Source organism: Nostoc sp. (genome assembly GCF_036916575.1).
GTDB lineage: Bacteria > Cyanobacteriota > Cyanobacteriia > Cyanobacteriales > Nostocaceae > Nostoc.
Map to the genome: position 1 here is coordinate 44,547 of NZ_JBALGC010000031.1, position 19,675 is coordinate 64,221.

The 19,675-nt window shown below is 39.8% G+C and carries 25 protein-coding genes; 14 read left to right on the top strand and 11 right to left on the bottom strand.

Annotated elements, in window-relative coordinates; genetic code table 11:
- The first annotated feature begins 186 nt into the window (after positions 1–186).
- The 4 genes from V7L29_RS08325 (at position 187) to V7L29_RS08340 (ending at position 2,626) form a co-directional block, all read left to right on the top strand.
- A complete protein-coding gene (locus V7L29_RS08325; RefSeq protein WP_334692014.1) occupies positions 187–1,155 on the top strand; it encodes a hypothetical protein in 969 nt (322 codons plus the stop codon).
- Positions 1,156–1,227: 72 nt separating this feature from the next.
- Positions 1,228–1,494, top strand: coding sequence for a hypothetical protein (locus tag V7L29_RS08330; RefSeq protein WP_334692015.1), 267 nt, complete (start codon positions 1,228–1,230; stop codon positions 1,492–1,494).
- Positions 1,495–1,502: 8 nt separating this feature from the next.
- A complete protein-coding gene (locus tag V7L29_RS08335; RefSeq protein ID WP_334692016.1) occupies positions 1,503–1,727 on the top strand; it encodes a hypothetical protein in 225 nt (74 codons plus the stop codon).
- Between the two features lie 59 nt (positions 1,728–1,786).
- On the top strand, positions 1,787–2,626 hold the full coding sequence (locus V7L29_RS08340) for a NifU family protein (protein ID WP_334735140.1): 840 nt from the start codon (positions 1,787–1,789) through the stop codon (positions 2,624–2,626).
- Between the two features lie 24 nt (positions 2,627–2,650).
- Here the strand turns inward: V7L29_RS08340 and V7L29_RS08345 are convergent, their stop codons facing one another.
- On the bottom strand, positions 2,651–3,016 hold the full coding sequence (locus V7L29_RS08345; protein ID WP_334692017.1) for a hypothetical protein: 366 nt from the start codon (positions 3,014–3,016) through the stop codon (positions 2,651–2,653).
- Between the two features lie 208 nt (positions 3,017–3,224).
- Here V7L29_RS08345 and V7L29_RS08350 point away from each other — a divergent pair, with 208 nt between their 5' ends.
- The 7 genes from V7L29_RS08350 (at position 3,225) to hypB (ending at position 10,855) form a co-directional block, all read left to right on the top strand.
- Complete coding sequence (locus tag V7L29_RS08350; protein WP_334735131.1) at positions 3,225–4,439, top strand: hypothetical protein; 1,215 nt, start codon at positions 3,225–3,227, stop codon at positions 4,437–4,439.
- A 27-nt stretch (positions 4,440–4,466) separates the two neighbouring features.
- Complete coding sequence (gene hypF / locus V7L29_RS08355) at positions 4,467–6,809, top strand: carbamoyltransferase HypF (RefSeq protein WP_334735132.1); 2,343 nt, start codon at positions 4,467–4,469, stop codon at positions 6,807–6,809.
- Positions 6,810–6,897: 88 nt separating this feature from the next.
- The gene (locus tag V7L29_RS08360; protein WP_334692020.1) at positions 6,898–7,158 is read left to right on the top strand and encodes a HypC/HybG/HupF family hydrogenase formation chaperone; all 261 of its coding nucleotides are present in this window, start codon (positions 6,898–6,900) and stop codon (positions 7,156–7,158) included.
- A gap of 213 nt (positions 7,159–7,371) precedes the next feature.
- On the top strand, positions 7,372–8,550 hold the full coding sequence (gene hypD, locus V7L29_RS08365) for a hydrogenase formation protein HypD (RefSeq protein WP_334692021.1): 1,179 nt from the start codon (positions 7,372–7,374) through the stop codon (positions 8,548–8,550).
- A gap of 24 nt (positions 8,551–8,574) precedes the next feature.
- A complete protein-coding gene (gene hypE, locus V7L29_RS08370) occupies positions 8,575–9,678 on the top strand; it encodes a hydrogenase expression/formation protein HypE (RefSeq protein ID WP_334692022.1) in 1,104 nt (367 codons plus the stop codon).
- A 20-nt stretch (positions 9,679–9,698) separates the two neighbouring features.
- Positions 9,699–10,040 carry a hydrogenase maturation nickel metallochaperone HypA/HybF gene (locus V7L29_RS08375; protein ID WP_334692023.1) on the top strand — a complete coding sequence of 114 codons (342 nt, stop codon included), beginning with the start codon at positions 9,699–9,701 and terminating at the stop codon, positions 10,038–10,040.
- Positions 10,031–10,855: a hydrogenase nickel incorporation protein HypB gene (gene hypB, locus V7L29_RS08380; RefSeq protein ID WP_334735133.1), complete on the top strand. Its 825-nt coding sequence runs from the start codon at positions 10,031–10,033 to the stop codon at positions 10,853–10,855. Before V7L29_RS08375 ends, hypB begins: the two co-directional genes overlap by 10 nt.
- Before the next feature lie 144 nt (positions 10,856–10,999).
- On the opposite strand, the gene V7L29_RS08385 is transcribed toward hypB, so the two are convergent.
- From V7L29_RS08385 to V7L29_RS08410, 6 genes are all read right to left on the bottom strand, one after another.
- On the bottom strand, positions 11,000–11,374 hold the full coding sequence (locus V7L29_RS08385) for a hypothetical protein (protein WP_334692025.1): 375 nt from the start codon (positions 11,372–11,374) through the stop codon (positions 11,000–11,002).
- On the bottom strand, positions 11,364–12,371 hold the full coding sequence (locus V7L29_RS08390; protein ID WP_334735134.1) for an LLM class flavin-dependent oxidoreductase: 1,008 nt from the start codon (positions 12,369–12,371) through the stop codon (positions 11,364–11,366). Before V7L29_RS08390 ends, V7L29_RS08385 begins: the two co-directional genes overlap by 11 nt.
- A 17-nt stretch (positions 12,372–12,388) precedes the next feature.
- On the bottom strand, positions 12,389–12,751 hold the full coding sequence (locus V7L29_RS08395; RefSeq protein ID WP_334692027.1) for a hypothetical protein: 363 nt from the start codon (positions 12,749–12,751) through the stop codon (positions 12,389–12,391).
- A 300-nt stretch (positions 12,752–13,051) separates the two neighbouring features.
- On the bottom strand, positions 13,052–13,363 hold the full coding sequence (locus V7L29_RS08400; RefSeq protein ID WP_334692028.1) for a hypothetical protein: 312 nt from the start codon (positions 13,361–13,363) through the stop codon (positions 13,052–13,054).
- Positions 13,364–13,365: 2 nt separating this feature from the next.
- Positions 13,366–13,647: a hypothetical protein gene (locus tag V7L29_RS08405; RefSeq protein WP_334692029.1), complete on the bottom strand. Its 282-nt coding sequence runs from the start codon at positions 13,645–13,647 to the stop codon at positions 13,366–13,368.
- Positions 13,648–13,686: 39 nt separating this feature from the next.
- Positions 13,687–14,109 carry a hypothetical protein gene (locus tag V7L29_RS08410; protein WP_334735135.1) on the bottom strand — a complete coding sequence of 141 codons (423 nt, stop codon included), beginning with the start codon at positions 14,107–14,109 and terminating at the stop codon, positions 13,687–13,689.
- A 1,018-nt stretch (positions 14,110–15,127) separates the two neighbouring features.
- Here V7L29_RS08410 and cysK point away from each other — a divergent pair.
- Together cysK and V7L29_RS08420 are read left to right on the top strand one after the other, a co-directional pair.
- Positions 15,128–16,087, top strand: a complete 960-nt coding sequence (gene cysK / locus V7L29_RS08415; protein WP_334735136.1) for a cysteine synthase A — start codon at positions 15,128–15,130, stop codon at positions 16,085–16,087.
- 84 nt (positions 16,088–16,171) lie between these two features.
- The gene (locus V7L29_RS08420; protein ID WP_334735137.1) at positions 16,172–16,396 is read left to right on the top strand and encodes a hypothetical protein; all 225 of its coding nucleotides are present in this window, start codon (positions 16,172–16,174) and stop codon (positions 16,394–16,396) included.
- A gap of 79 nt (positions 16,397–16,475) precedes the next feature.
- Here V7L29_RS08420 and V7L29_RS08425 read toward each other — a convergent pair whose 3' ends face one another.
- From V7L29_RS08425 to V7L29_RS08440, 4 genes are all read right to left on the bottom strand, one after another.
- A complete protein-coding gene (locus V7L29_RS08425) occupies positions 16,476–16,988 on the bottom strand; it encodes an ArsC/Spx/MgsR family protein (RefSeq protein ID WP_334690302.1) in 513 nt (170 codons plus the stop codon).
- 96 nt (positions 16,989–17,084) lie between these two features.
- A complete protein-coding gene (locus V7L29_RS08430; RefSeq protein ID WP_334735138.1) occupies positions 17,085–17,696 on the bottom strand; it encodes a cupin in 612 nt (203 codons plus the stop codon).
- Between the two features lie 202 nt (positions 17,697–17,898).
- Positions 17,899–18,384 carry a hypothetical protein gene (locus V7L29_RS08435; RefSeq protein WP_334690304.1) on the bottom strand — a complete coding sequence of 162 codons (486 nt, stop codon included), beginning with the start codon at positions 18,382–18,384 and terminating at the stop codon, positions 17,899–17,901.
- Positions 18,385–18,491: 107 nt separating this feature from the next.
- Positions 18,492–19,097 carry a cytochrome c oxidase subunit 3 gene (locus tag V7L29_RS08440; protein ID WP_334690305.1) on the bottom strand — a complete coding sequence of 202 codons (606 nt, stop codon included), beginning with the start codon at positions 19,095–19,097 and terminating at the stop codon, positions 18,492–18,494.
- A gap of 41 nt (positions 19,098–19,138) precedes the next feature.
- On the opposite strand from V7L29_RS08440, the gene V7L29_RS08445 reads away from it, so the two are divergent.
- Positions 19,139–19,675, top strand: a 537-nt coding sequence (locus tag V7L29_RS08445; protein WP_442944153.1) for a hypothetical protein, incomplete at its 3' end; no start/stop codon positions are given.

The window sequence follows — 19,675 nt, forward strand, 5'->3', positions numbered from 1 at the left end:
CTGGGAAAACTCTTCCCTAATCGCCAGTCCCTAATCCTAGCCTCAGACAAAAAAGGGGAATTCCGCCTAAAGGACTCGAAGCCTGCGTAAATCAGTATGGCCCGTGATTAGACACATAAAGCGTGTCTTGATCATTCGTGGGCGTTGACAGACTCAATTCCCAATTGGCTAGAGTACGGCAGAGTTATGACCCCTAGCATTACAGATTCAGCGGTAAAGGCTGCGATCGCAGCTGTTGCATCGGAGTCAGCCTCAACAGAGGAAAAAATCCAGATGCTGATCGAGATAGCACAGGGCTTTCAAAAAAAGCCCAAAGCTACCCAAGACTTGCGAAATGCAGTTGGGTTATATTACCGGGCCTATGAAATGTGTGGTGAGGAATATCCCCTGCTGAAAGCCAGGGCGCAAGTGGGCATGGCAGGGACGTTACAGGCAATACCGGATGCTGATTACCAACTGCTGCTGCAAGCGAAAGCAGGTTATGAAGAAGCGCTACCGATTTTACAACAATTAGCAACGCCAGAGGAAGTGGCAGAGACGCAGATGAATTTTGGGCTGGTGTTGCAGTCGCTTGTACCATTCAATTTGGCACGGATAAGTGACAGCATCCAAGCTTATCACGAGGCGTTGCGGGTGTTTACTTGGGAAGATTATCCCCAAGAATACGCGATTTTATATAACAATATTGCGATCGCTTACCTTTCTATGCCTTTAGCATCGGAACGAGAATACTTGCGTCAAGGGTTAGCAGTGCAATCATTTGAGGTGGCGCTGAAGCATATTAATTTGATTGACCATCCCAGAGAATATGCGATGTTGCAAAATAACTTAGGTAACGCTTTGCAATATTTAGTGAGTTCTCATCCTGTAGAGAATAATTTAAGGGCGATCGCAGCTTACGATGAGGCACTAAAAGTGCGTAATCCCAAAGATACACCTCTAGAATACGCTAACACAATTTCTAACAAAGCCAACGCCTTATTCAATTTACCAGACGACCAGGAAAAACCAGAAGCTGGGAATCCTAAAAATCTTCTGCAAGCGCGTATGTACTATCAAGACGCTTTAGAAATATTTACGAAATATCAACAAGTTGAACAAGCACAGGTAGTAGTACAAGCGCTACAAGATGTGGAAGTAGAAATGAAGGGTTAGGAGTTATAAGTTATGGATCTAATTTAATTCTTAACTCTTCACTCTTCACTTTAATCAGGAGGACAAAGCAACATGGTAGATATTTTAACAAACCCAAGTGTGAGAGATTTTCTCACAAGTTTAGCAGATGGTGACCTGAACATAGCAACAGAATTCGTGTGGATAATCATAGCAACAGTCTTGTCTATGGTCGGCGGTGCAATTGGTGGAATGCTGTTAGCTGGAAAAGATATAGGCTATCAGTTTTCAGCAATGCTTGGTGCATTATTTGCCCCTGCCGGTGTAATTCCCGCCATCCTCTTAGGGCTTGTTGCCTTAAGTTTCTTGACAAATTATTAGGAGAAGACATGTTAGAGATAGGGTGGTTTTCTGTCAAGTTATTTTTGAAAGGAAAGCTACTACGCGACCCAATGTATTTTGTCAAGCAAACTACTATTGGTATTGTTGTAGGTTTTTTACTGTTAGTGTTACTCGCACAAGCCCCAATTCCCTTCTACTTACCAATAACATTATCTAGCTTAGTAACGGGCATGATTATGCCATTTCTTCTCAAAGACTTCAAAATGAAGTGAATTGTCATTAGTCATTTGTTAGGTGTTTTTCAATATCCATGCCTCATGCCCAATTCTCTATGCCAAATTTGGAAGAATTAGTTCAGGAAATTAATCGTTTTGAGGCAATTATATCCGAGTGGGATGAAAGCCAACGGTGTGTAGCAGTGGGTCTAAAAAGAGCAATTGAAGCTTTGCATAAAGCTGCATTGACTAGTTTAATTAAAAGCCTAAAACAAGAATCAATGTCAGCTTTACGTCATGCTGTTACTGATGAAGTAGTGTATGCAGTGCTACTGTATCACGAATTAGTTAAACCACCAAAACTACCATTGGCACAACGTGTTGAGACAGCACTTGAAGAAGTTCGCCCAGGTTTAAAAAGCCATAATGGGGATATAGAACTAATGGCAATTAAGCTACCAGATACAGTAGAAGTTAGATTAATCGGAATTTGCAGTAGTTGTCCGGCTTCTACTTTGACTTTATCTCAAGGAGTAGAACAGGCAATCAAAAACCATTGTCCTGAAATTACCAAAGTAGTTGCAGTCAATAACAACCCTACTGTTAATAACGTGAATTCTGGTTTAATCAGTCCATTTTCTTCAAAAAGAACTTCTACTTGGATGAAAGTAGCAACTATTGATGAAGTTCCTGAATTTAGTGTATTGGCAGTACAAATTGCTGGTAATTCACTAATTTTAAATCGTCAAGGTATTACAGTAAAATGTTATCGTAATGCTTGCACTCATCTAGGATCTCCTTTAGAAAAGGGTAAAATTGAAAATGGTATTCTTACCTGTCCTTCCCACGGATTCCAGTACAAATTAGAGACAGGTGAATGCTTAACTGCACCTGATATTTCGCTTCAGTCGTATCCAGTACAGATTAAGGAGGATAAGGTTTTTGTAAAAATGTAAAAATAATCATGCGAAGGTAATATTTCAGCAAATATACTTGACGATTAGGAAATCACGGCTATATTGCTTTTTAATTTCAGGACTTCGCGCATTCATTTTAGTGTTTTGTGCAAGTAAAAAGGTAAATTTATTTCTCAATATATCTGAATTGTCTCTCATTTGTGTAATTCCGTTATTCATTTTAGTGTTTTGAGAAAGCAAAATGGCTAAATGCTTTCTCAAAATGCCTGATTGCTTTCTCATTTCGGTAGATTCAACAAGCAAAAAGGCATATTGCTTTCTCAAAATGTCTGATTGCTTTCTCATTTCAGTAGATTTAGCAAGCATTTCGGTAGATTCAGCAAGTAAAAAGGCATATTGCTTTCTCAAAATGCTTGATTGCTTTCTCATTTCAGTACATCCCGCACTCATGACAAATATCCCTATGTAGCAAAAGCCACTGAAGATTTGCAGAAATATTTTAATATTGATTAATACGGAAGTTTTTTAAAGATTTTTACTTAATTTAAAATAAAAATTTCATGCAAAATTGTTAGTTTTGTTACATGTTTATAAACATTAATGATTTTAAATAATTATCAGCGTCTATCTGCGGTTCATGGATATCCCAATTAGAATTAATCCCATATCACAATTACCGTCAGAAGCAACAGAAATTTCTCAAAAATTACCTCTATCACCTCAAGGTGCAGAGGTAATTTTAGGCAACATTATTGAACCACAACAATTAGTGATACCTGTAGCGCCTAGTCCGACAACAATGTTTGGGCCTCGTGCTGCTTATTTAGTATTAGAAACTGGTCCTTTATGGGTATCAGATACGGGACATCATCGATTATTGGGATGGCAGAATTTACCCACGAAAGATAGTCAACCTGCTGATTGGGTAATCGGACAACCTGACTTTTATTATGAGGGACAAAATGCTAAAAGTACACCCGGAAGGGCAACCTTAAGTGTACCAACAGGGATTTGTGCTTGCGGCGAAGGATTAGCTGTAGCAGATGCTTGGAATCATCGGGTTTTGATTTGGAAAAACTTACCTGAAGATAGCAATGTTCCAGCAGATTTGGTATTAGGGCAAGTTAATTTTACCGATAATGAACCAAATCGAGGAAATCAAGCAGTATCTGCCAGTACAATGCACTGGCCCTATGGTGTTTTCTATTATCAAGGACGGCTATTTATTACTGACACTGGTAATCGAAGGGTATTAATTTGGCATCAATTACCAACAGAAAATGGTCAACCTGCTGATTTAGTTTTGGGACAACCAGATATGATATCTCGCAATGAAAACGGCGGTGCTTCTCCAACCGCAGCGAGTATGCGTTGGTGTCACGATATCAACTTTTGGGGAGAAAATCTGGTTGTCAGTGATGCAGGTAATCACCGGGTAATGATTTGGCAGGGAATACCAACAGAAAATAATACTCCTTGTGCAGTAGTTTTAGGGCAACAAAACTTTGATTCTGTGGAAATGAATCAAGGGCTTTATTATCCTAGTGCTAGTAGCTTGAGTATGCCTTATGGTGTGGGGGTGGCTGGGGATTGGTTAGTAGTTGCAGATACTGCTAATTCTCGTTTGTTAGGGTGGAGAGAACCAGAATCAATTTTATCACTGCAAGGTGCAGTAGCAAATGGGTTGGCAGGACAAATAAGTTTTCAAAGTAAAGGTGAAAATCGTAATTTCGGACTACCTAAACGAGATAGCTTAAATTGGTGTTACGGAATAAAAATTTGTGGCAATACGGCGATAATAGCTGATTCTGGAAATAACCGAATTTTGCTGTGGCAGTTTAATAATTCATAATTCGTAATTTTTGAAAGTCAGATTTTTATGGCGACTGAAGAAATTAGAATTCGTGGTACTGTTCAAGGAGTAGGATTTCGCCCTACTGTATATCGTCTGGCTAAAGCCTGCGGTTTGCTGGGAGATGTTTGTAATGATGGTCAAGGTGTTTTAATTAGGGTATCTGGTAGTGAAGAAGCAATAACCAAATTTGTTGCCAGATTGCAAACAGAATGTCCACCGTTGGCAAAAATTAATCAACTAACAAGAATTATTTATGAACGTGAATTAAAATTTGATAATTTTGTGATTTCTACTAGTGTCAGTAATGCCATGAAAACAGAAATTACCCCTGATGCAGCCACTTGTCCGCAATGTCAACAAGAAATATTCGACCCCTTTAGCCGCTTTTATCGTTACCCTTTTACTAACTGTACTCATTGCGGCCCCCGCCTGAGTATTATTCGTGCCATTCCTTACGACAGATGCAATACCAGTATGTCTGCGTTTGCTATGTGTTCAGAATGTGCAAAGGAATACCACAATGTTGAAAATCGCCGTTTTCACGCCCAACCTGTAGCTTGTCATGCTTGCGGCCCCACAGCTTGGTTAGAACGCGCTGATGGTAAATCGGTTACTGCTTCCATGTTTTCCATGCTGGATGATGTCGATGCCGTTTGTACCCTGTTGCAAAAGGGTGAGATTGTGGCAATTAAAGGGTTAGGTGGTATTCATCTGGCTTGTGATGCAACTCAGGAAACTGCTGTACAAAAACTGCGTCAGCGCAAAAGACGCTATCACAAACCCTTTGCTTTAATGGCGCGAGATATTAAGGTAATTGAAGAATACTGCACTGTCAACGCCAAAGAAAAAGAATTATTCACAAGTCCTGCTGCACCAATTGTTTTATTACAAGCTACAGGTAAAAAAGTAGTAGCATCATCGATAGCATCGGGGCAAAATACCCTCGGTTTCATGCTACCTTATACGCCCTTACATCATTTAATTCTGCGGCGGATGAATCGCCCAATTGTTTTAACAAGTGGCAATCTTGCCGATGAACCACAATGTATTGATAATGACGAAGCAAGAGAAAAATTAGGGACAATTGCTGATTATTTTCTCTTTCACAATCGAGAAATTATTAATCGGATAGATGATTCGGTGGTGAGGGTTATCGGCGATAAAGCTCAAACAATTCGCCGTGCCAGAGGATATGCACCAGCACCGATTAGTTTACCACCGGGATTTCAGAATGTGCCGCAAATTTTAGCAATGGGTAGTGAGTTAAAAAATACCTTTTGCCTATTACGTGAAGGAGAAGCAATTCTTTCTCAACATCTAGGAGATTTAGAAAATGGTGCGGCTTTCAATGCTTACCAAGAGACTTTGAATTTATACTTAAATTTATTTGAACATCAACCAGAAATAATTGCCATTGATAAACACCCAGAATACCTCTCCAGCAAACTTGGGAAAGAACTCGCAGATACAAATCAAATCAAAATTCATCAAATTCAACATCATCACGCGCATATCGCTGCTTGCATGGCAGAAAATGGTATTCCTCTAGATTCACCTCCGGTATTAGGCATTGCTTTAGATGGTTTAGGTTACGGTGATGATAGTACACTCTGGGGCGGAGAATTTCTTTTAGCTGATTACCGAAAATTTCAGCGACTAGCAACATTTAAACCAATAGTAATGGTAGGTGGTGAACAAGCAATTTATCAGCCTTGGCGTAATACGTATGCTCAATTAATAACTGCTAACCTTTGGAATGATTGCCAACAACAATATAGTGATTTAGAAATCGTAAAATTTTTGAATAAAAAACCACTAAAGCTACTCAATCAACTTATAGATAAAGGGATTAACTCTCCTCCAGCTTCCTCGGTGGGGCGGTTGTTCGATGCTGTGGCAGCGGCTATCGGTATTTATAGAGATGAATGTAGCTATGAAGGACAAGCTGCGATCGCAATGGAAGCTATAGTAGATGTGAGCAGCTTAAATAATCATAAAGAAACGCTAATATATCCTTTTAATTTTATATTTTCAGATAGCATTTATTGTATAGACCCGCGTCTAATGTGGCAAGCCTTGCTTAATGACTTACAGCAGCAAATTCCACAACCAGTGATAGCTGCCAAATTTCACAAAGGTTTAGCTAATGCAATTGTGGAAATGGTTAAGCATCTTTCTCAACAAAATCTGATTAATCAGGTAGCTTTAACTGGAGGAGTATTTCAAAATTGTATATTGTTAGAGCAAGTTAGCAAAAGATTACAAACATTGGGAATCAAAGTACTCACTCACAGCTTAGTTCCAGCTAATGACGGCGGGTTATCTTTAGGACAAGCAGTTATTGCAGCCGCACAATTAATACATTGAGTATTGATATTTGACAAGCTTTTGCTCACAAAGAATTCTTTCTGCTTTCTCCGTGCCTCTGCGGTTAGTTTATCTTAAAAATAAAAAAATGTGCTTAGGAATCCCCGGACAAATTATAGAAATTACCAACGTTAACCATAAATTAGCCATAGTTAACGTTGGTGGTGTTAAGCGCCAAGTAAATATTGCTTGTATCGTAGATGAACAACATCCCCCCGAAGCTTGTATTGGTGATTGGGTATTAGTACATGTTGGCTTTGCCATGAATCGAATTAATGAACAAGAAGCCACAGAAACATTACAACTCTTCCAAGAATTAGCAGCAACACAAGCAGAGATTAGTATTTAAATAATAGACTTTTTGGTTTTACTTTTTGGTTTTACGCAGAAGCCTAGAGGCGCAGAGAAAGAGTCTAAAATTCACACCTTTCTTTCTTTCTTCGTGCCCTTTGCGTCCTTTGTGGTAGCCTGCGGCAAGCCGCTCCGCGTCTACGTTCAAAAAAACTTCCTACCACAAAAGCGAAATTAACTGATACATAAAACTCACTACTCCTCACTTCTTATGAAATACGTTGACGAATTCCGCGAACCTGAAAAAGCTGAAGCCATCCGCCGCGAAATCGCCAAATTATGCAACCAGCTAGAAAAACCCATCAAAATCATGGAAGTATGCGGCGGACATACCCATTCCATATTTAAATATGGCATCGAAGAAATTTTACCCGAAGCCATTGAACTAATTCATGGGCCTGGTTGTCCAGTATGCGTTATGCCAAAGGGGAGATTAGATGATGCGATCGCAATCTCCCAAAATCATAACGTCATCTTTGCCACCTTTGGTGACGCAATGCGAGTTCCTGGTTCTAATACCACTTTATTGCAAGCCAAGGCACAAGGTGCAGACATCCGTATGGTGTACTCTCCCCTAGACAGCCTGCAAATTGCCAGAGATAACCCCGATAAAGAAGTAGTCTTCTTCGCCTTAGGCTTTGAAACCACAGCCCCCAGCACCGCCTTCACCATCCTGCAAGCCGCAGCCGAAGAAATTCATAACTTTAGTATGTTTTGCAATCACGTCCTCGTGATTCCCGCCCTCAAAGCACTCCTAGATAATCCCGACTTGCAACTGGATGGATTTGTTGGGCCTGGCCATGTCAGCATGGTAATTGGCACTGACCCTTATGAGTTTATTTCCCAACAATATAATAAGCCAATTGTTGTCTCAGGATTTGAACCCTTAGATATTCTCCAATCGATTTGGATGCTATTGCAACAGTTAGTAAAAAATCGTTGTGAAGTTGAAAACCAATATAACCGAATTGTCCAAAAAAGCGGGAATACAATAGCACTGCAAGCGATAAATAAAGTTTTCGCCGTGCGAGATAGTTTTGATTGGCGTGGCTTGGGTGATATTCCTTATTCAGGATTACAAATTCAACCTGAATATGCCCAATTTGATGCCGAACTTAAATTTACCATTCCTAATCTCAAAGTAGCTGACCATAAAGCTTGTAAATGTGGAGAAATCCTCAAAGGAGTCTTAAAGCCTTGGGAGTGCAAAGTATTCGGTACAGCTTGCACACCAGAAACACCCATTGGTACTTGCATGGTATCTTCTGAAGGTGCTTGTGCAGCCTATTACAAATATGGGCGACTTTCTACGATTGCTAAAAAAACAATTGCTCAAAAACCAAAGGTAATTATAACTCAAGAACCTCTCCCCGCCTGTGGCTTCTCTTAAATACTCTTTAAAATTTATTCTCAAATGAATTTATCCTCAACTAACCAAGCACAAAATTCCTTGTTTCAAAAAATGGAACAAGTCCGCCGTCACCAAGGTAAAGTGCGAGATACTCATATAACTCTCGCACACGGCAGCGGTGGGAAAGCCATGCGTGATTTAATTGATGATATCTTCGTCAGCAGTTTTGATAATCCAATTCTCTCACAATTAGAAGACCAAGCCAGCTTGAATTTAGCCAGTCTCATGCAACAGGGAGACAGACTAGCTTTTACTACAGATTCTTATGTCGTAGACCCGTTATTTTTTCCCGGTAGTGACATAGGAGAATTAGCTATCAACGGCACAGTTAATGATTTAGCTGTCAGCGGTGCAAAACCTTTATATTTAACTTGTAGCGTAATTTTAGAAGAAGGGCTGCCCGTAGAAACCTTGCGGCGTGTCGCAGCCAGTATGAAAGCAGCCGCGAGAAAAGCTGGTGTTCAAATTGTCACTGGTGACACAAAAGTTGTACATCGCGGTGCTGCCGATAAACTCTTTATTAATACTGCGGGTATTGGTATCATTCCGCAAGTAATTAATATTTCTGCCCATAATGTTCAACCTGGAGATGCAGTAATAATTAATGGTGAAATAGGCAATCATGGGACAGCAATTTTAATTGCCCGTGGGGAATTAGCCTTAGAAACTAATATTGAAAGTGACTGTCAACCATTGCATAGTTTAGTAGAAACTATTCTCCATACATGTCCACAAATTCATGCTATGCGAGATGCAACACGCGGCGGTTTAGCTACAGTATTAAATGAATTTGCCCTCAGTTCCAATGTGGGAATTCGTCTTTTTGAAGAATCTATTCCAGTGCGTGAAGAAGTCAACGGAGTTTGCGAAATTCTCGGTTTAGACCCATTGTATTTAGCTAATGAAGGTAAGTTAGTTGTAGTGTCACCAAAAGAGAATGCTAACAATATTTTATCAGCTATGAAATCTCACCCAGCCGGAAAAGATGCTTGTATTATTGGCGAAGTTATTCCTTCACCTCCAGGTGTCGTATTGTTAAAAACAGTTTTTGGTGCTGAAAGGATTGTTGATATGTTGGTAGGCGACCAATTACCACGAATTTGTTGATTTTTAATAGATTTTATAGTATGCACGAACTTGGAATTACCCAAAATATTGTAGCAATTGTAGCTGAACATGCCAAAGGCGCAAAAGTGCAACGAGTTTTATTAGAAATTGGCAAACTTTCAGCCATTATGCCCGACGCTATCCGATTTTGTTTTGATATTTGTACTCAAGGCACAGTTTTAGCAGGGGCGACATTAGAAATTTTGCAAATCCCTGGCTTAGGGCGATGTCGCCAATGCGGTGCAGAAATTTATTTAGATAAACCATTTGGTATCTGTAACTGCGGTAGCGTGCAATTAGATTTAATTACTGGTGAAGAACTAAAAATTAAAGAAATAGAAATAGAGGAATTATGTGTGTAACTTGCGGTTGTTCTGATGATGGCGAAACCAAAATTACAAATCTGGAAACAGGTGAAGCTGAACATAATCACCATCATCATACTCACACTTTACCAGATGGTACTGTCATCACTCATTCTCACAGTCATGACACTCATATAGAAACACCTCAAATTCATGCCAAAATACACAATACAACGATATCCTTAGAAGAGGATATTTTGGCAAGAAATAATTTGATAGCAGCCCAAAATCGAGGATGGTTTAAAGGTCGAAATATTCTCGCCTTAAATTTAATGAGTTCTCCCGGTGCTGGGAAAACAACTCTTTTGACGCGAACCATCAATGATTTAAAACATCAATTATCTATCAGTGTCATTGAAGGCGACCAAGAAACTGCTAATGATGCCAAAAAAATTAAAGAAACAGGCTCTAAAGTCATCCAAATAAACACCGGAACAGGCTGTCATTTAGATGCATCAATGATAGACAGGGGTTTACAACAACTGAATCCGCCGCTGGACTCAGTTGTGATGATTGAAAATGTGGGAAATTTGGTTTGTCCAGCCTTATTTGATTTAGGAGAAAATGCAAAAGTTGTGATTCTCTCTGTTACAGAGGGAGAAGATAAGCCGATAAAATACCCGCATATGTTCCGTGCTAGTGACATCATGATTCTCACTAAAATTGATTTGCTGCCTTATGTAGATTTTGATGTTAAAAAGTGCATAGAATATGCTAAACAAGTAAATCCCCAAATTCAGATTTTTCAGATTTCTGCAACTACTGGTGCAGGGTTAGAGAATTGGTATAAATGGGTAACTGCATCGTTATAGTAAAAACTCTGCATCCTTCTGCGCTTTCCTTTGCATATCTTGTAACTTTTCTAAAATTGCAACACCCTGCACATTAGAAGTACAGGGTGTAATAAGGATGAATCAGCTATATTTTTTGTGATTCCCAGTTCATGCCTATTTACCTCAAAGCCAATCTCGATAAGCTGATATTTCATTGACGCTGATTTCAAACGGCATCCCTTTGCCAAATGGCGGATAAACGCGGATTTTGCCATTCTTAGCAAACCGCTCTAACCTATTACCTAACTGAGGAATATTGCTGACTATATGCCAGTAAGATAATATGTCAGGGCAATCAATAATTAGTGTTAGGATGCTAGCATTTGTTGTGAGATACCACTGACAATTAGACAACAAAACTCGCGTAATGCGATCGCAAGCTTGATAAAAGCATCTGCCAGTAGACTGTTCTAGCTCCATTTGCAGCATTCCATCCTGTTTCGTTACCTCAGTTGGAGGTAAATCATCAGGAGGAAGCAGGTATAGTTTAGAAGACATAATTTCGCACCTCTTGGTTGTAGCGCGTCAAACTCTCCAGGTTTTTTTGCATATCCGCAGACGTGGGTTTGAGTGCTAGCGTACCTAAATCTAATTCGTCTTGAAATTTCTTGATTTTGTCTCGACAAGTCTCCACATCACCGATAATTGAGTTCTCAATCAAATAATCTTCGTCGAAACAAATATTTGTGCGATCAAATGGTTTTTGGTTGGGATTGGCACTATTCTGCAATAATTCAGCCGAATTAGCTTTCATTTTCTGGCTAAATTTGCGAACGAAAGGTAACGCTTCACTCACAGCCTCATCAAATGTTTTGCCAACAAAAAAGAAGCGTGCCAGCACGAAATTTTCTGCACCACTAGAATTTAAGGCTCGATATTTAGCAATAGTATCCTTCAATCTCTCTAGGGAAAATGGCGGCCCACCCATCAAACTGAAGGAATGTTTAGCAGCCAACTTGATACCGTCATCTCCACCAGTGGCAACATACACTGGTATTTGACTCTGCAATGGTTTTGGGTAAATTGTCAGGCGATCACATTGATAATATTGCCCATTAAATGATACATCAGTTTCATATAAAAGCTTCTGAATCAATGCGATCGCCTCTAGCATTTTGGGACGCGATTCACTTGGTAGTGTTGCAAAATGCTTGTTTTGTTGGGGGAAGGGGCCGCCTTTAGCAACTCCAAATAATAATCGTCCATTGCACAGGTTATCCAAAGTGGCAATATCTTCCGCTACCCTAATCGGGTTATGGAATGGCAATAACACCGCCGCAGTGCCTAATTGGATAGTTGAAGTCAGTCCCGCCAAATGTGCCATTAACACCAACATGGACGGGCTGAGATTGGATTCACTAAAATGGTGCTCACTCACCCAGGCTTCCTCAAAGCCTAAACTTTCTGCCTGTTTTACCAGCGCGACTTGCTCAAATATGGCACGACGAGCATCTTGGTGATAATTATCGTAATTGCAGAAAATTCCAGTTTTCATTACTTGCGTTGACTAATTTAGGTGGCAACCCACTGCAACTCCAACCATAGATGTGGGTTGTTTTGTTTAAGCTTCGACATTGGGTCGCGTAACAATCTCTTGGCATTTATGCAGACTACCTGCACTAGACCCATGTTGTCTGCTACTTCTCTGAGTATTTCTTTTTGAGCTTGCACACAGGAAATCATTTCGTCAGAGCAATAAATTCCTATATATTGCAAACGTCGGGCAGGTCGTCCCCAAAAACAGGTGATGACTTTCACATAACACCCATCCAGCAATTCCCCAACTTGCGGATAGTAATGGTTGACGACTCTTGTGAATTCTTTGGCTAAGATATCTTCAGCAATCATTGGAACTGATATTTCTGTAGCGTCCATCACGCTATTTAATATAACATAATTTTGTCAATTAAATATGACAAAATAGCTTATAAGACTTAAATAAAATATTAAAGGTTACATAAAAAAAGAGGTGTACATTATTTGGTATCACCTCAGATTTGCGTAAAGCATCTTTATATTTGATGAAATATGAATTAACGGCGATTTATCATCACCAGGTATATTTCCTAGATAAAATGCTGGCAAATACTCTAATATGGAAAATTATAAATTAAAATAAAAGGTATTTAATTAACACATTTAAATCTAGAATTATAATTTGTAAATTTTTAATTATTATCGAGCATTGCGTTCACAAACTAAGACCTCTGCTACAATATCCGGCACATTTATCAAGTCCGTAAATCCTTCATAACCACCGAACGGTGATATAAATGTATAGTTTGGGTCACATACTCCATTATCATATACTTGAAGAAACCACCTATCTGGAAATCCTTCTACACCTAGTTCTACAGTGTACCAACTCTCGCCAATCAGACGAGAGTTAAAGATTGTGAACCACTCTCTGTTCTCTTCTGAAATATTCCAATCTGCCATGAGCAGTTCTAAAGCTATTTGTCCCGCATCCGTTGAAGTCAACAGCATTTTTACTCCTTATTTGCAGCTTCAGGATTTGCAGCTTCAGGATTTGCAGCTTCAGGGTATAAACCCAGTTCTTTAGCTAGCTCACGCGCCACAAAAAATAAAAATTGGGCACCATCTTGATTGCCTTCATGGGCAAACATAGTTGCTACTTGTAACATTGTTTGTACTAAGCCAGAATCAATCAATTCTGGCTTCGATTCTAAAATTTCTGGTTCCTGACCATTAGGGCATTTAAGTAACTCATCAATCAGATTAAAATACAGGTGTTGGCGTTCTTCTGTCATGATAAGTTTGTTGATTTGAGTGAGTAAATTGTGAATTGGTTATTGTTCAATACTTTGCTGCCACAGTCTTTCCAACATTTCAACTTGTTCTTTTAAAACAGCTGCACGATGAACAAGATATCTGTCGTAAAAGAGAATCCCTAACCCAATACAAATAGGGGTTAACAAGAAGAACCATTGCAGGATAGTGGCAAATTTATATTGTTTAGCAACAGTCAGCATTTGATGAATCACATTACGGTCAGAGGATTGGATGCTAGTCTGAGAGGAATGTGTACCTTCTATCTGGGAAGCCAAGGCGGGAGCATCTGTATTAGTTTTGTTAACTTCGGAGGCTAATTTCTGGCATTTTACTAACTCCAGATGTCGCTCCCAAACTATACCAAATACTACTAGTTCTGGAGAAAGCACTACTAAAGTAACTACGCATACTGTGAGAACATTTAAAAGTTTGGCTTTCATCTTGGCTCTCCCTTACTAGGTAGTATGCACCCAGTAATAAAATATCTTTTGCTGCTTATCTAAAGTAGTTATATGTTTCTACCTCTCAAACAGTTTTGATATTTAAATATGTTTAACGGTAATTTTCACAATCCTTAGTTATCAGTTATTTTTATCATTCCTCCTGACCACTGATTACTGAAAAGTTACCAACTTTTTCACAAAACGTAGGATTATTTAGTTAGAAATAACGCACTCATATTCAAAGAATGTGGTTTCATCTTACTCTCAAAATAGAGATTAAGAAGTCCCCCCTAGTTCACTAAGCTTTCGCTCAGGAATGTTGGGGGGTAGAGGGGAATCTCTGCGTAAATCCTATATGATTTATATCAGCCGCTCTCCACAAAACAGTTTACCCCAGCCCAATTAAGATTATTAAATTCATTAGAATAGTACTCAAAGCTTGTAATTCCCACCTGATAAGTCTTACAAAAATTCATTGGGGTATGGGTGCTAGTGTTTTTGGAACGGGGTTCTAGTATTTATGATGTGGGGTTCTGGTGTTTTTGCACTCAATCTCAAAGTAATGTAGGCAATGCTTAAGGACTGTTTTTGATGCAATTTTGGGCAAAAAAAATTGTACTCAAAAGAGAATATCAATGTCTCTTGATAAAGATAGACTAATAAATTAAGAAAAACAATTAAGTGTTTTGAAAGTAAATTATATTTTCATAACAAATAGAATCATGGTAAAAATTTATGCATATATACAGAATTACAGAAATTGAATCTCAGCCCAAGAGTCAATAGTCAGCAATTAAAAATGGTAAAATACAAGTATGGCAGGCTAAACCTCTCTGAAGTGAGAATCAATGGGACACATCTGAGAAAAGTTCTTCCTAAACTTTCATATTTTGTGGTTTAGTTAGAATATATAGTATATGCACTCATTGACACTAAACTAAAAATTCAATACATAAAAGCTTATTGTTATAAGTAAATACTCTGTACTAAGATTTAGGATTTTAGGAGTTAAATAATGCGGATTGCTCAAGACGTAACAGAACTTATCGGACGAACTCCTTTAGTTCAACTGAACAAGATTCCTCAAGCTGAGGGAGTAGTAGCAAGGATAGTTGTCAAATTAGAAGGCATGAACCCAGCAGCTTCGGTGAAAGACCGCATTGGGTTAAGTATGGTACTCTCAGCAGAAGCAGCTGGCTCAATTTCCCCTGGAAAAACCATTTTAGTAGAGCCTACCTCAGGTAATACAGGAATTGCTCTAGCGATGGTAGCAGCAGCGCGTGGCTACCGTTTGATTTTGACAATGCCAGAGACAATGAGCCAAGAACGACGAGCTATGCTCAGAGCTTATGGCGCGTCTTTGGAGTTGACACCAGGCACTGAGGGAATGCGGGGAGCTATTGGTAAAGCCGAACAAATTGTGGCTAATACTCCCAATGCTTTTATGCTGCAACAGTTTCGCAACCCTGCTAATCCCAAAGTTCACCAAGAAACCACCGCAGAAGAAATTTGGACAGATACAGACGGGGAAGTGGATATCGTTATTGCTGGGGTAGGTACTGGTGGGACAATTACTGGTATTGCAGAAGTAATCAAACAGCGCAAGCAGACTTTTCAGGCGATCGCAGTTGAACCCAGCAACAGCCCAGTCCTCTCTGGTGGTGAAGCTGGGCCTCATAAAATTCAAGGTATTGGTGCCGGATTTATTCCAGATGTTCTTCGTCTAGAATTAGTCGATGAAGTAATTAGAGTTAGCGATGAACAAGCGATCGCCTATGGACGCCGTTTAGCAAAAGAAGAAGGCTTATTGTCTGGAATATCCTCTGGTGCAGCTTTGTGTGCCGCAATTCAAGTAGGTAAACGAAAAGAAAATGCCGGACGTTTAATTGTGATGATTCAGCCTTCCTTTGGCGAACGTTATCTCAGCACACCCATGTTTCAAGATTTGTCTTTAGAAACTGCTGGGGTGCGTTAAGGAGAATGAAAAAGTAAGGGTAGCGGCATTGCCGTTACCTTAACCCGTGGTTTATTTACTTAAAGAACGCCGTAAAGAAAGGGTGTGTTAATTTTTGCAGGTAGATACAATGGCATTGTCAGCCAAAACAATGGCATTGTCAGCCAAAACAATGGCATTGTCAATCAAAACAATCGCATTGTCAGCCGAAACAATCGTATTATCAGTCAAAACAATCTCATTGCACCAGCTTGCTTTTGGATTGCATGGCAATTGAGAACCGCCATCAGTAATAAATCTCTCAATACGGTTGAGTTAAGCCCAAAATAAGAACTCCAAAGAGCCAAAGCGTAGCTTTGTCTCCCCTCCTCGCTTGCGAGGAGGGGTATTAGGGACTTTTGCAAGAAATTTAATGACTACAGCTGCCTTGCTTTTGGTGTTGCTGACCATGATGGTTACAGCCACCCTGCTGATTATGCTGATTCTGATTACGAGCGTCACCGTGGGCGCAATTTTGTAAATCCTGATTCATCAGGTTTTCGCTCATTTCTCGCAAAGACTCATCCGCAGGCTTTAAGCCAATCCAAGCATCAATCTTTTCTACATCGAATCCTACCTCGCGGCGATTGTCTATTTCTAACAAAGGACGGCGAATTAACAGTGGCTCTCTCAACATCAACTGCAAAGCGGTTTCTGCATCAATTTTTTCCGGAACCACCTCACCAGATTTTACCTTTGGGGAGGAAGGATTAAACCATTCGGCTACGGGGCGATCGCCAAAAAATGAACGCAACCGCTCAACTGTCCAAGGTTCTGTTAGCAGGTTGTATGCTACCACCTCATGACCGGCAGCTGTTAGCAAAACTTTTTGCTTAGTACCACCTTGACAGCCTGGTTTGCTATAGAAAATTACTCTTGCCATTTAACTACCTCCTAATTACTCAATTGTTTGTAGTTGGCGCTGTCTTCGCTAAAGCGCCAACTACGAACCGATGAAATTAATCCTGACGATTCTTAATTAAAAATTCCTAGCCTTATCGGTAACTGAGTCAAACTCAAATCTCTCTTTCGGATCAGTTTCGCCGTAAACATTAAAAGTCACAGTTGGTTCATCACCGACTGCTTCTACACTGTGAATTGCATCGGGAACGAAGCTGATAATATCCCCTGGAAATAGAGTTACCTCTCCCGTAGGTTCAATTTTGTCCTGAAATTCTGGGCTATGGGTGCGTCGCCAAAAAGTATTTTTTTCTTGACCTTTTAACACCGCCACTATTCCCCATGTTCCATGATTATGAATGGTTGATCGAGTCCCTGGTGCAAATGCTACTGTTTGCACTGTCAACGGAAAACCCAATTCATCGTATAGGAGTGAAACAGAGGTTCCCGTTTTGGGCGAAGGCTCTAAATATTGACTTTGCACCCAGTAAGAATTTACTATCAAGCGCCTTACGAGCATCTGAAGTTCTGGTAGACGACTGGCTTCATCGTCAACGCTATTGAGAACATCTTCCACCTCAGTTAAAAACCGATAAAGGCGGTAATTTTCTCTCAATAAATCCCATGCTCTCACAGATTTACAGGCTTGATACTGACCGTCCTCCGTTAGCAGCCAATCCTTACCTTTCATAATTTTTAAATTGATAGCCGATAAGATTGGAAGACAAGGATCGGAGAGACATTAGGAAGACTGCCTACATCCAATTTACTAGGTATGTTAAGAGGAGGAACGATAGAGTTCCTATCAGTACCGGCTCCCCAGAGAGAGTTAGAGGAATACGATGTAGTAGATAACCAATTATTCATGATTGTTCACCTTGATTGTTGACTAATTAATCATCTTCTTCTACTGGACGTGTCAAAATATCCAAGAGAATTCCGGCTCCAAAATCATTCTTTTCGTCTATTTCTTTGACTTTGGTGCTAATTTCTTTTGCTTGCTCAATTTCTCCTAAATTTGCTAGGACTAATCCAGAAGCGGCGTAAGCATTTAAGTACAATCGAATTTGTGGGTCTTCTTTGCGATTGACTAATATCGGCTTAAGTTGCTCCCAATCATCAGGCAATTTTTCTGTTTCTTTAATTTTATCTAATAATTTGACTGTTGTTTGCAAAGCAAGAGAATAATTATTTTTATAATAGAAAAATCTATATGCTGCTACCAATACATCTGTATTTTCACCAGTTTCAGCTAAAGCTTGTTGAATATATTTTTCCGATTCTGATGTATTATCCCAAGTTTGTGCAGCTAAAATTAATAAATTTTTGATGTTTTCTGGAACCTGAAACCATGAGAATTTATTTGTATCAGCTTGCATATTGGTAACTGGGGATTGAGGACTAGGGACTGGGGACTGGGGAAGATGAGAGAGTGAGGCAGAATAATTAATGCCCAATGCCCAATGCCCCATGCCCCATGCCCAATTTAAAACAAAGTAAGAATGTACACTAAGGTGAATAAAACAATCCAGATAATGTCTACGAAGTGCCAGTAAATTTCTGTCATTTCGATGAAAGTATGATTGTTTGCAGAATACTCACCGGGACGACGCGATCGCCACACTACACGTAATATCAATAACAGTCCCACAAAAACGTGCAAACCGTGGAACCCAGTCATGATATAAAAGCAGTTGGCAAAGACGTTGGTAGTCAGACCGTATCCTAAAGTTGAGTACTCATAAACCTGACCACCCAAGAAAATCGCACCCATGATTGCAGTAATTCCATACCACAGTTGCATTCCCTTGACGTTATTCTTTTTAATCGCCGTATCACCGAAGTGAATCACGAAACTACTAGACACCAGAATAATGGTGTTAATCGTCGGTACAAGTAGTTCTACTTCACTTCCTTCTGGAGGCCAAACTGCTGTACTACCTCGAAAAAACAAATAAGTGGCAAAGAATCCCCCAAACATCAGGGATTCAGAAGCGAGGAATGTCAACAGTCCCCAAACTCTTAAATCTGGATGTTCTTCGTGATGTGCTGCACTGTCATGTTCTGCATTTGTTGTTGTAGCTATAGTCATAGATTTATTGAGAATATTACTGCTGCGTCTTTTGGGAAAGCTTGAATAAAGAATCAAGTGTGAAGCGGCAAAATTTTCATTCTTCATCCAAAATCTTTAATTTAACCCAACTCTTCACTTGTTCAGGAATTCAAAAATTCCGAGTTCCGAGTTCTAAAGCTCAAGTTCCGAGTTCTGAACTCGAAGTTCCGAGTTCCAAGCTTGAAGTTCCGAGTTCTGAACTCGAAGTTCCGAGTTCCAAGCTTGAAGTTCCAAGTTCTAAGCTTGAAGTTCCGAGTTCTGAACTCGAAGTTCCGAGTTCCAAGCTTGGAGTTCCGAGTTCTGAACTCGAAGTTTCGAGTTCCAAGCTCGAAGTTCCGAGTTCCAAGCTTGAAGTTCCGAGTTCTGAACTCGAAGTTTCGAGTTCCAAGCTTGAAGTTCCGAGTTGTGAACTCGAAGTTCCGAGTTCCAAGCTTGAAGTTCCGAGTTCTGAACTCGAAGTTTCGAGTTCCAAGCTTGAAGTTCCGAGTTCTGAACTCGAAGTTTCGAGTTCCAAGCTTGAAGTTCCGAGTTGTGAACTCGAAGTTCCGAGTTCCAAG

Coding starts and splice junctions, on each gene's coding strand:
- cysK (WP_334735136.1), top strand. CDS start 15,128: ATGCGGATTGCTCAAGACGTAACAGAACTTATCGGACGAACTCCTTTA.
- V7L29_RS08375 (WP_334692023.1), top strand. CDS start 9,699: ATGCACGAACTTGGAATTACCCAAAATATTGTAGCAATTGTAGCTGAA.
- V7L29_RS08435 (WP_334690304.1), bottom strand. CDS start 18,384: ATGCAAGCTGATACAAATAAATTCTCATGGTTTCAGGTTCCAGAAAAC.
- V7L29_RS08410 (WP_334735135.1), bottom strand. CDS start 14,109: ATGAAAGCCAAACTTTTAAATGTTCTCACAGTATGCGTAGTTACTTTA.
- hypE (WP_334692022.1), top strand. CDS start 8,575: ATGAATTTATCCTCAACTAACCAAGCACAAAATTCCTTGTTTCAAAAA.
- V7L29_RS08405 (WP_334692029.1), bottom strand. CDS start 13,647: ATGACAGAAGAACGCCAACACCTGTATTTTAATCTGATTGATGAGTTA.
- V7L29_RS08385 (WP_334692025.1), bottom strand. CDS start 11,374: ATGTCTTCTAAACTATACCTGCTTCCTCCTGATGATTTACCTCCAACT.
- V7L29_RS08350 (WP_334735131.1), top strand. CDS start 3,225: ATGGATATCCCAATTAGAATTAATCCCATATCACAATTACCGTCAGAA.
- V7L29_RS08360 (WP_334692020.1), top strand. CDS start 6,898: ATGTGCTTAGGAATCCCCGGACAAATTATAGAAATTACCAACGTTAAC.
- V7L29_RS08395 (WP_334692027.1), bottom strand. CDS start 12,751: ATGGACGCTACAGAAATATCAGTTCCAATGATTGCTGAAGATATCTTA.
- hypD (WP_334692021.1), top strand. CDS start 7,372: ATGAAATACGTTGACGAATTCCGCGAACCTGAAAAAGCTGAAGCCATC.
- V7L29_RS08340 (WP_334735140.1), top strand. CDS start 1,787: ATGCCAAATTTGGAAGAATTAGTTCAGGAAATTAATCGTTTTGAGGCA.
- V7L29_RS08430 (WP_334735138.1), bottom strand. CDS start 17,696: ATGAAAGGTAAGGATTGGCTGCTAACGGAGGACGGTCAGTATCAAGCC.
- V7L29_RS08345 (WP_334692017.1), bottom strand. CDS start 3,016: ATGAGAAAGCAATCAAGCATTTTGAGAAAGCAATATGCCTTTTTACTT.
- V7L29_RS08330 (WP_334692015.1), top strand. CDS start 1,228: ATGGTAGATATTTTAACAAACCCAAGTGTGAGAGATTTTCTCACAAGT.
- V7L29_RS08400 (WP_334692028.1), bottom strand. CDS start 13,363: ATGCTGTTGACTTCAACGGATGCGGGACAAATAGCTTTAGAACTGCTC.
- V7L29_RS08335 (WP_334692016.1), top strand. CDS start 1,503: ATGTTAGAGATAGGGTGGTTTTCTGTCAAGTTATTTTTGAAAGGAAAG.
- hypB (WP_334735133.1), top strand. CDS start 10,031: ATGTGTGTAACTTGCGGTTGTTCTGATGATGGCGAAACCAAAATTACA.
- V7L29_RS08390 (WP_334735134.1), bottom strand. CDS start 12,371: ATGAAAACTGGAATTTTCTGCAATTACGATAATTATCACCAAGATGCT.
- V7L29_RS08325 (WP_334692014.1), top strand. CDS start 187: ATGACCCCTAGCATTACAGATTCAGCGGTAAAGGCTGCGATCGCAGCT.
- V7L29_RS08425 (WP_334690302.1), bottom strand. CDS start 16,988: ATGGCAAGAGTAATTTTCTATAGCAAACCAGGCTGTCAAGGTGGTACT.
- V7L29_RS08440 (WP_334690305.1), bottom strand. CDS start 19,097: ATGACTATAGCTACAACAACAAATGCAGAACATGACAGTGCAGCACAT.
- hypF (WP_334735132.1), top strand. CDS start 4,467: ATGGCGACTGAAGAAATTAGAATTCGTGGTACTGTTCAAGGAGTAGGA.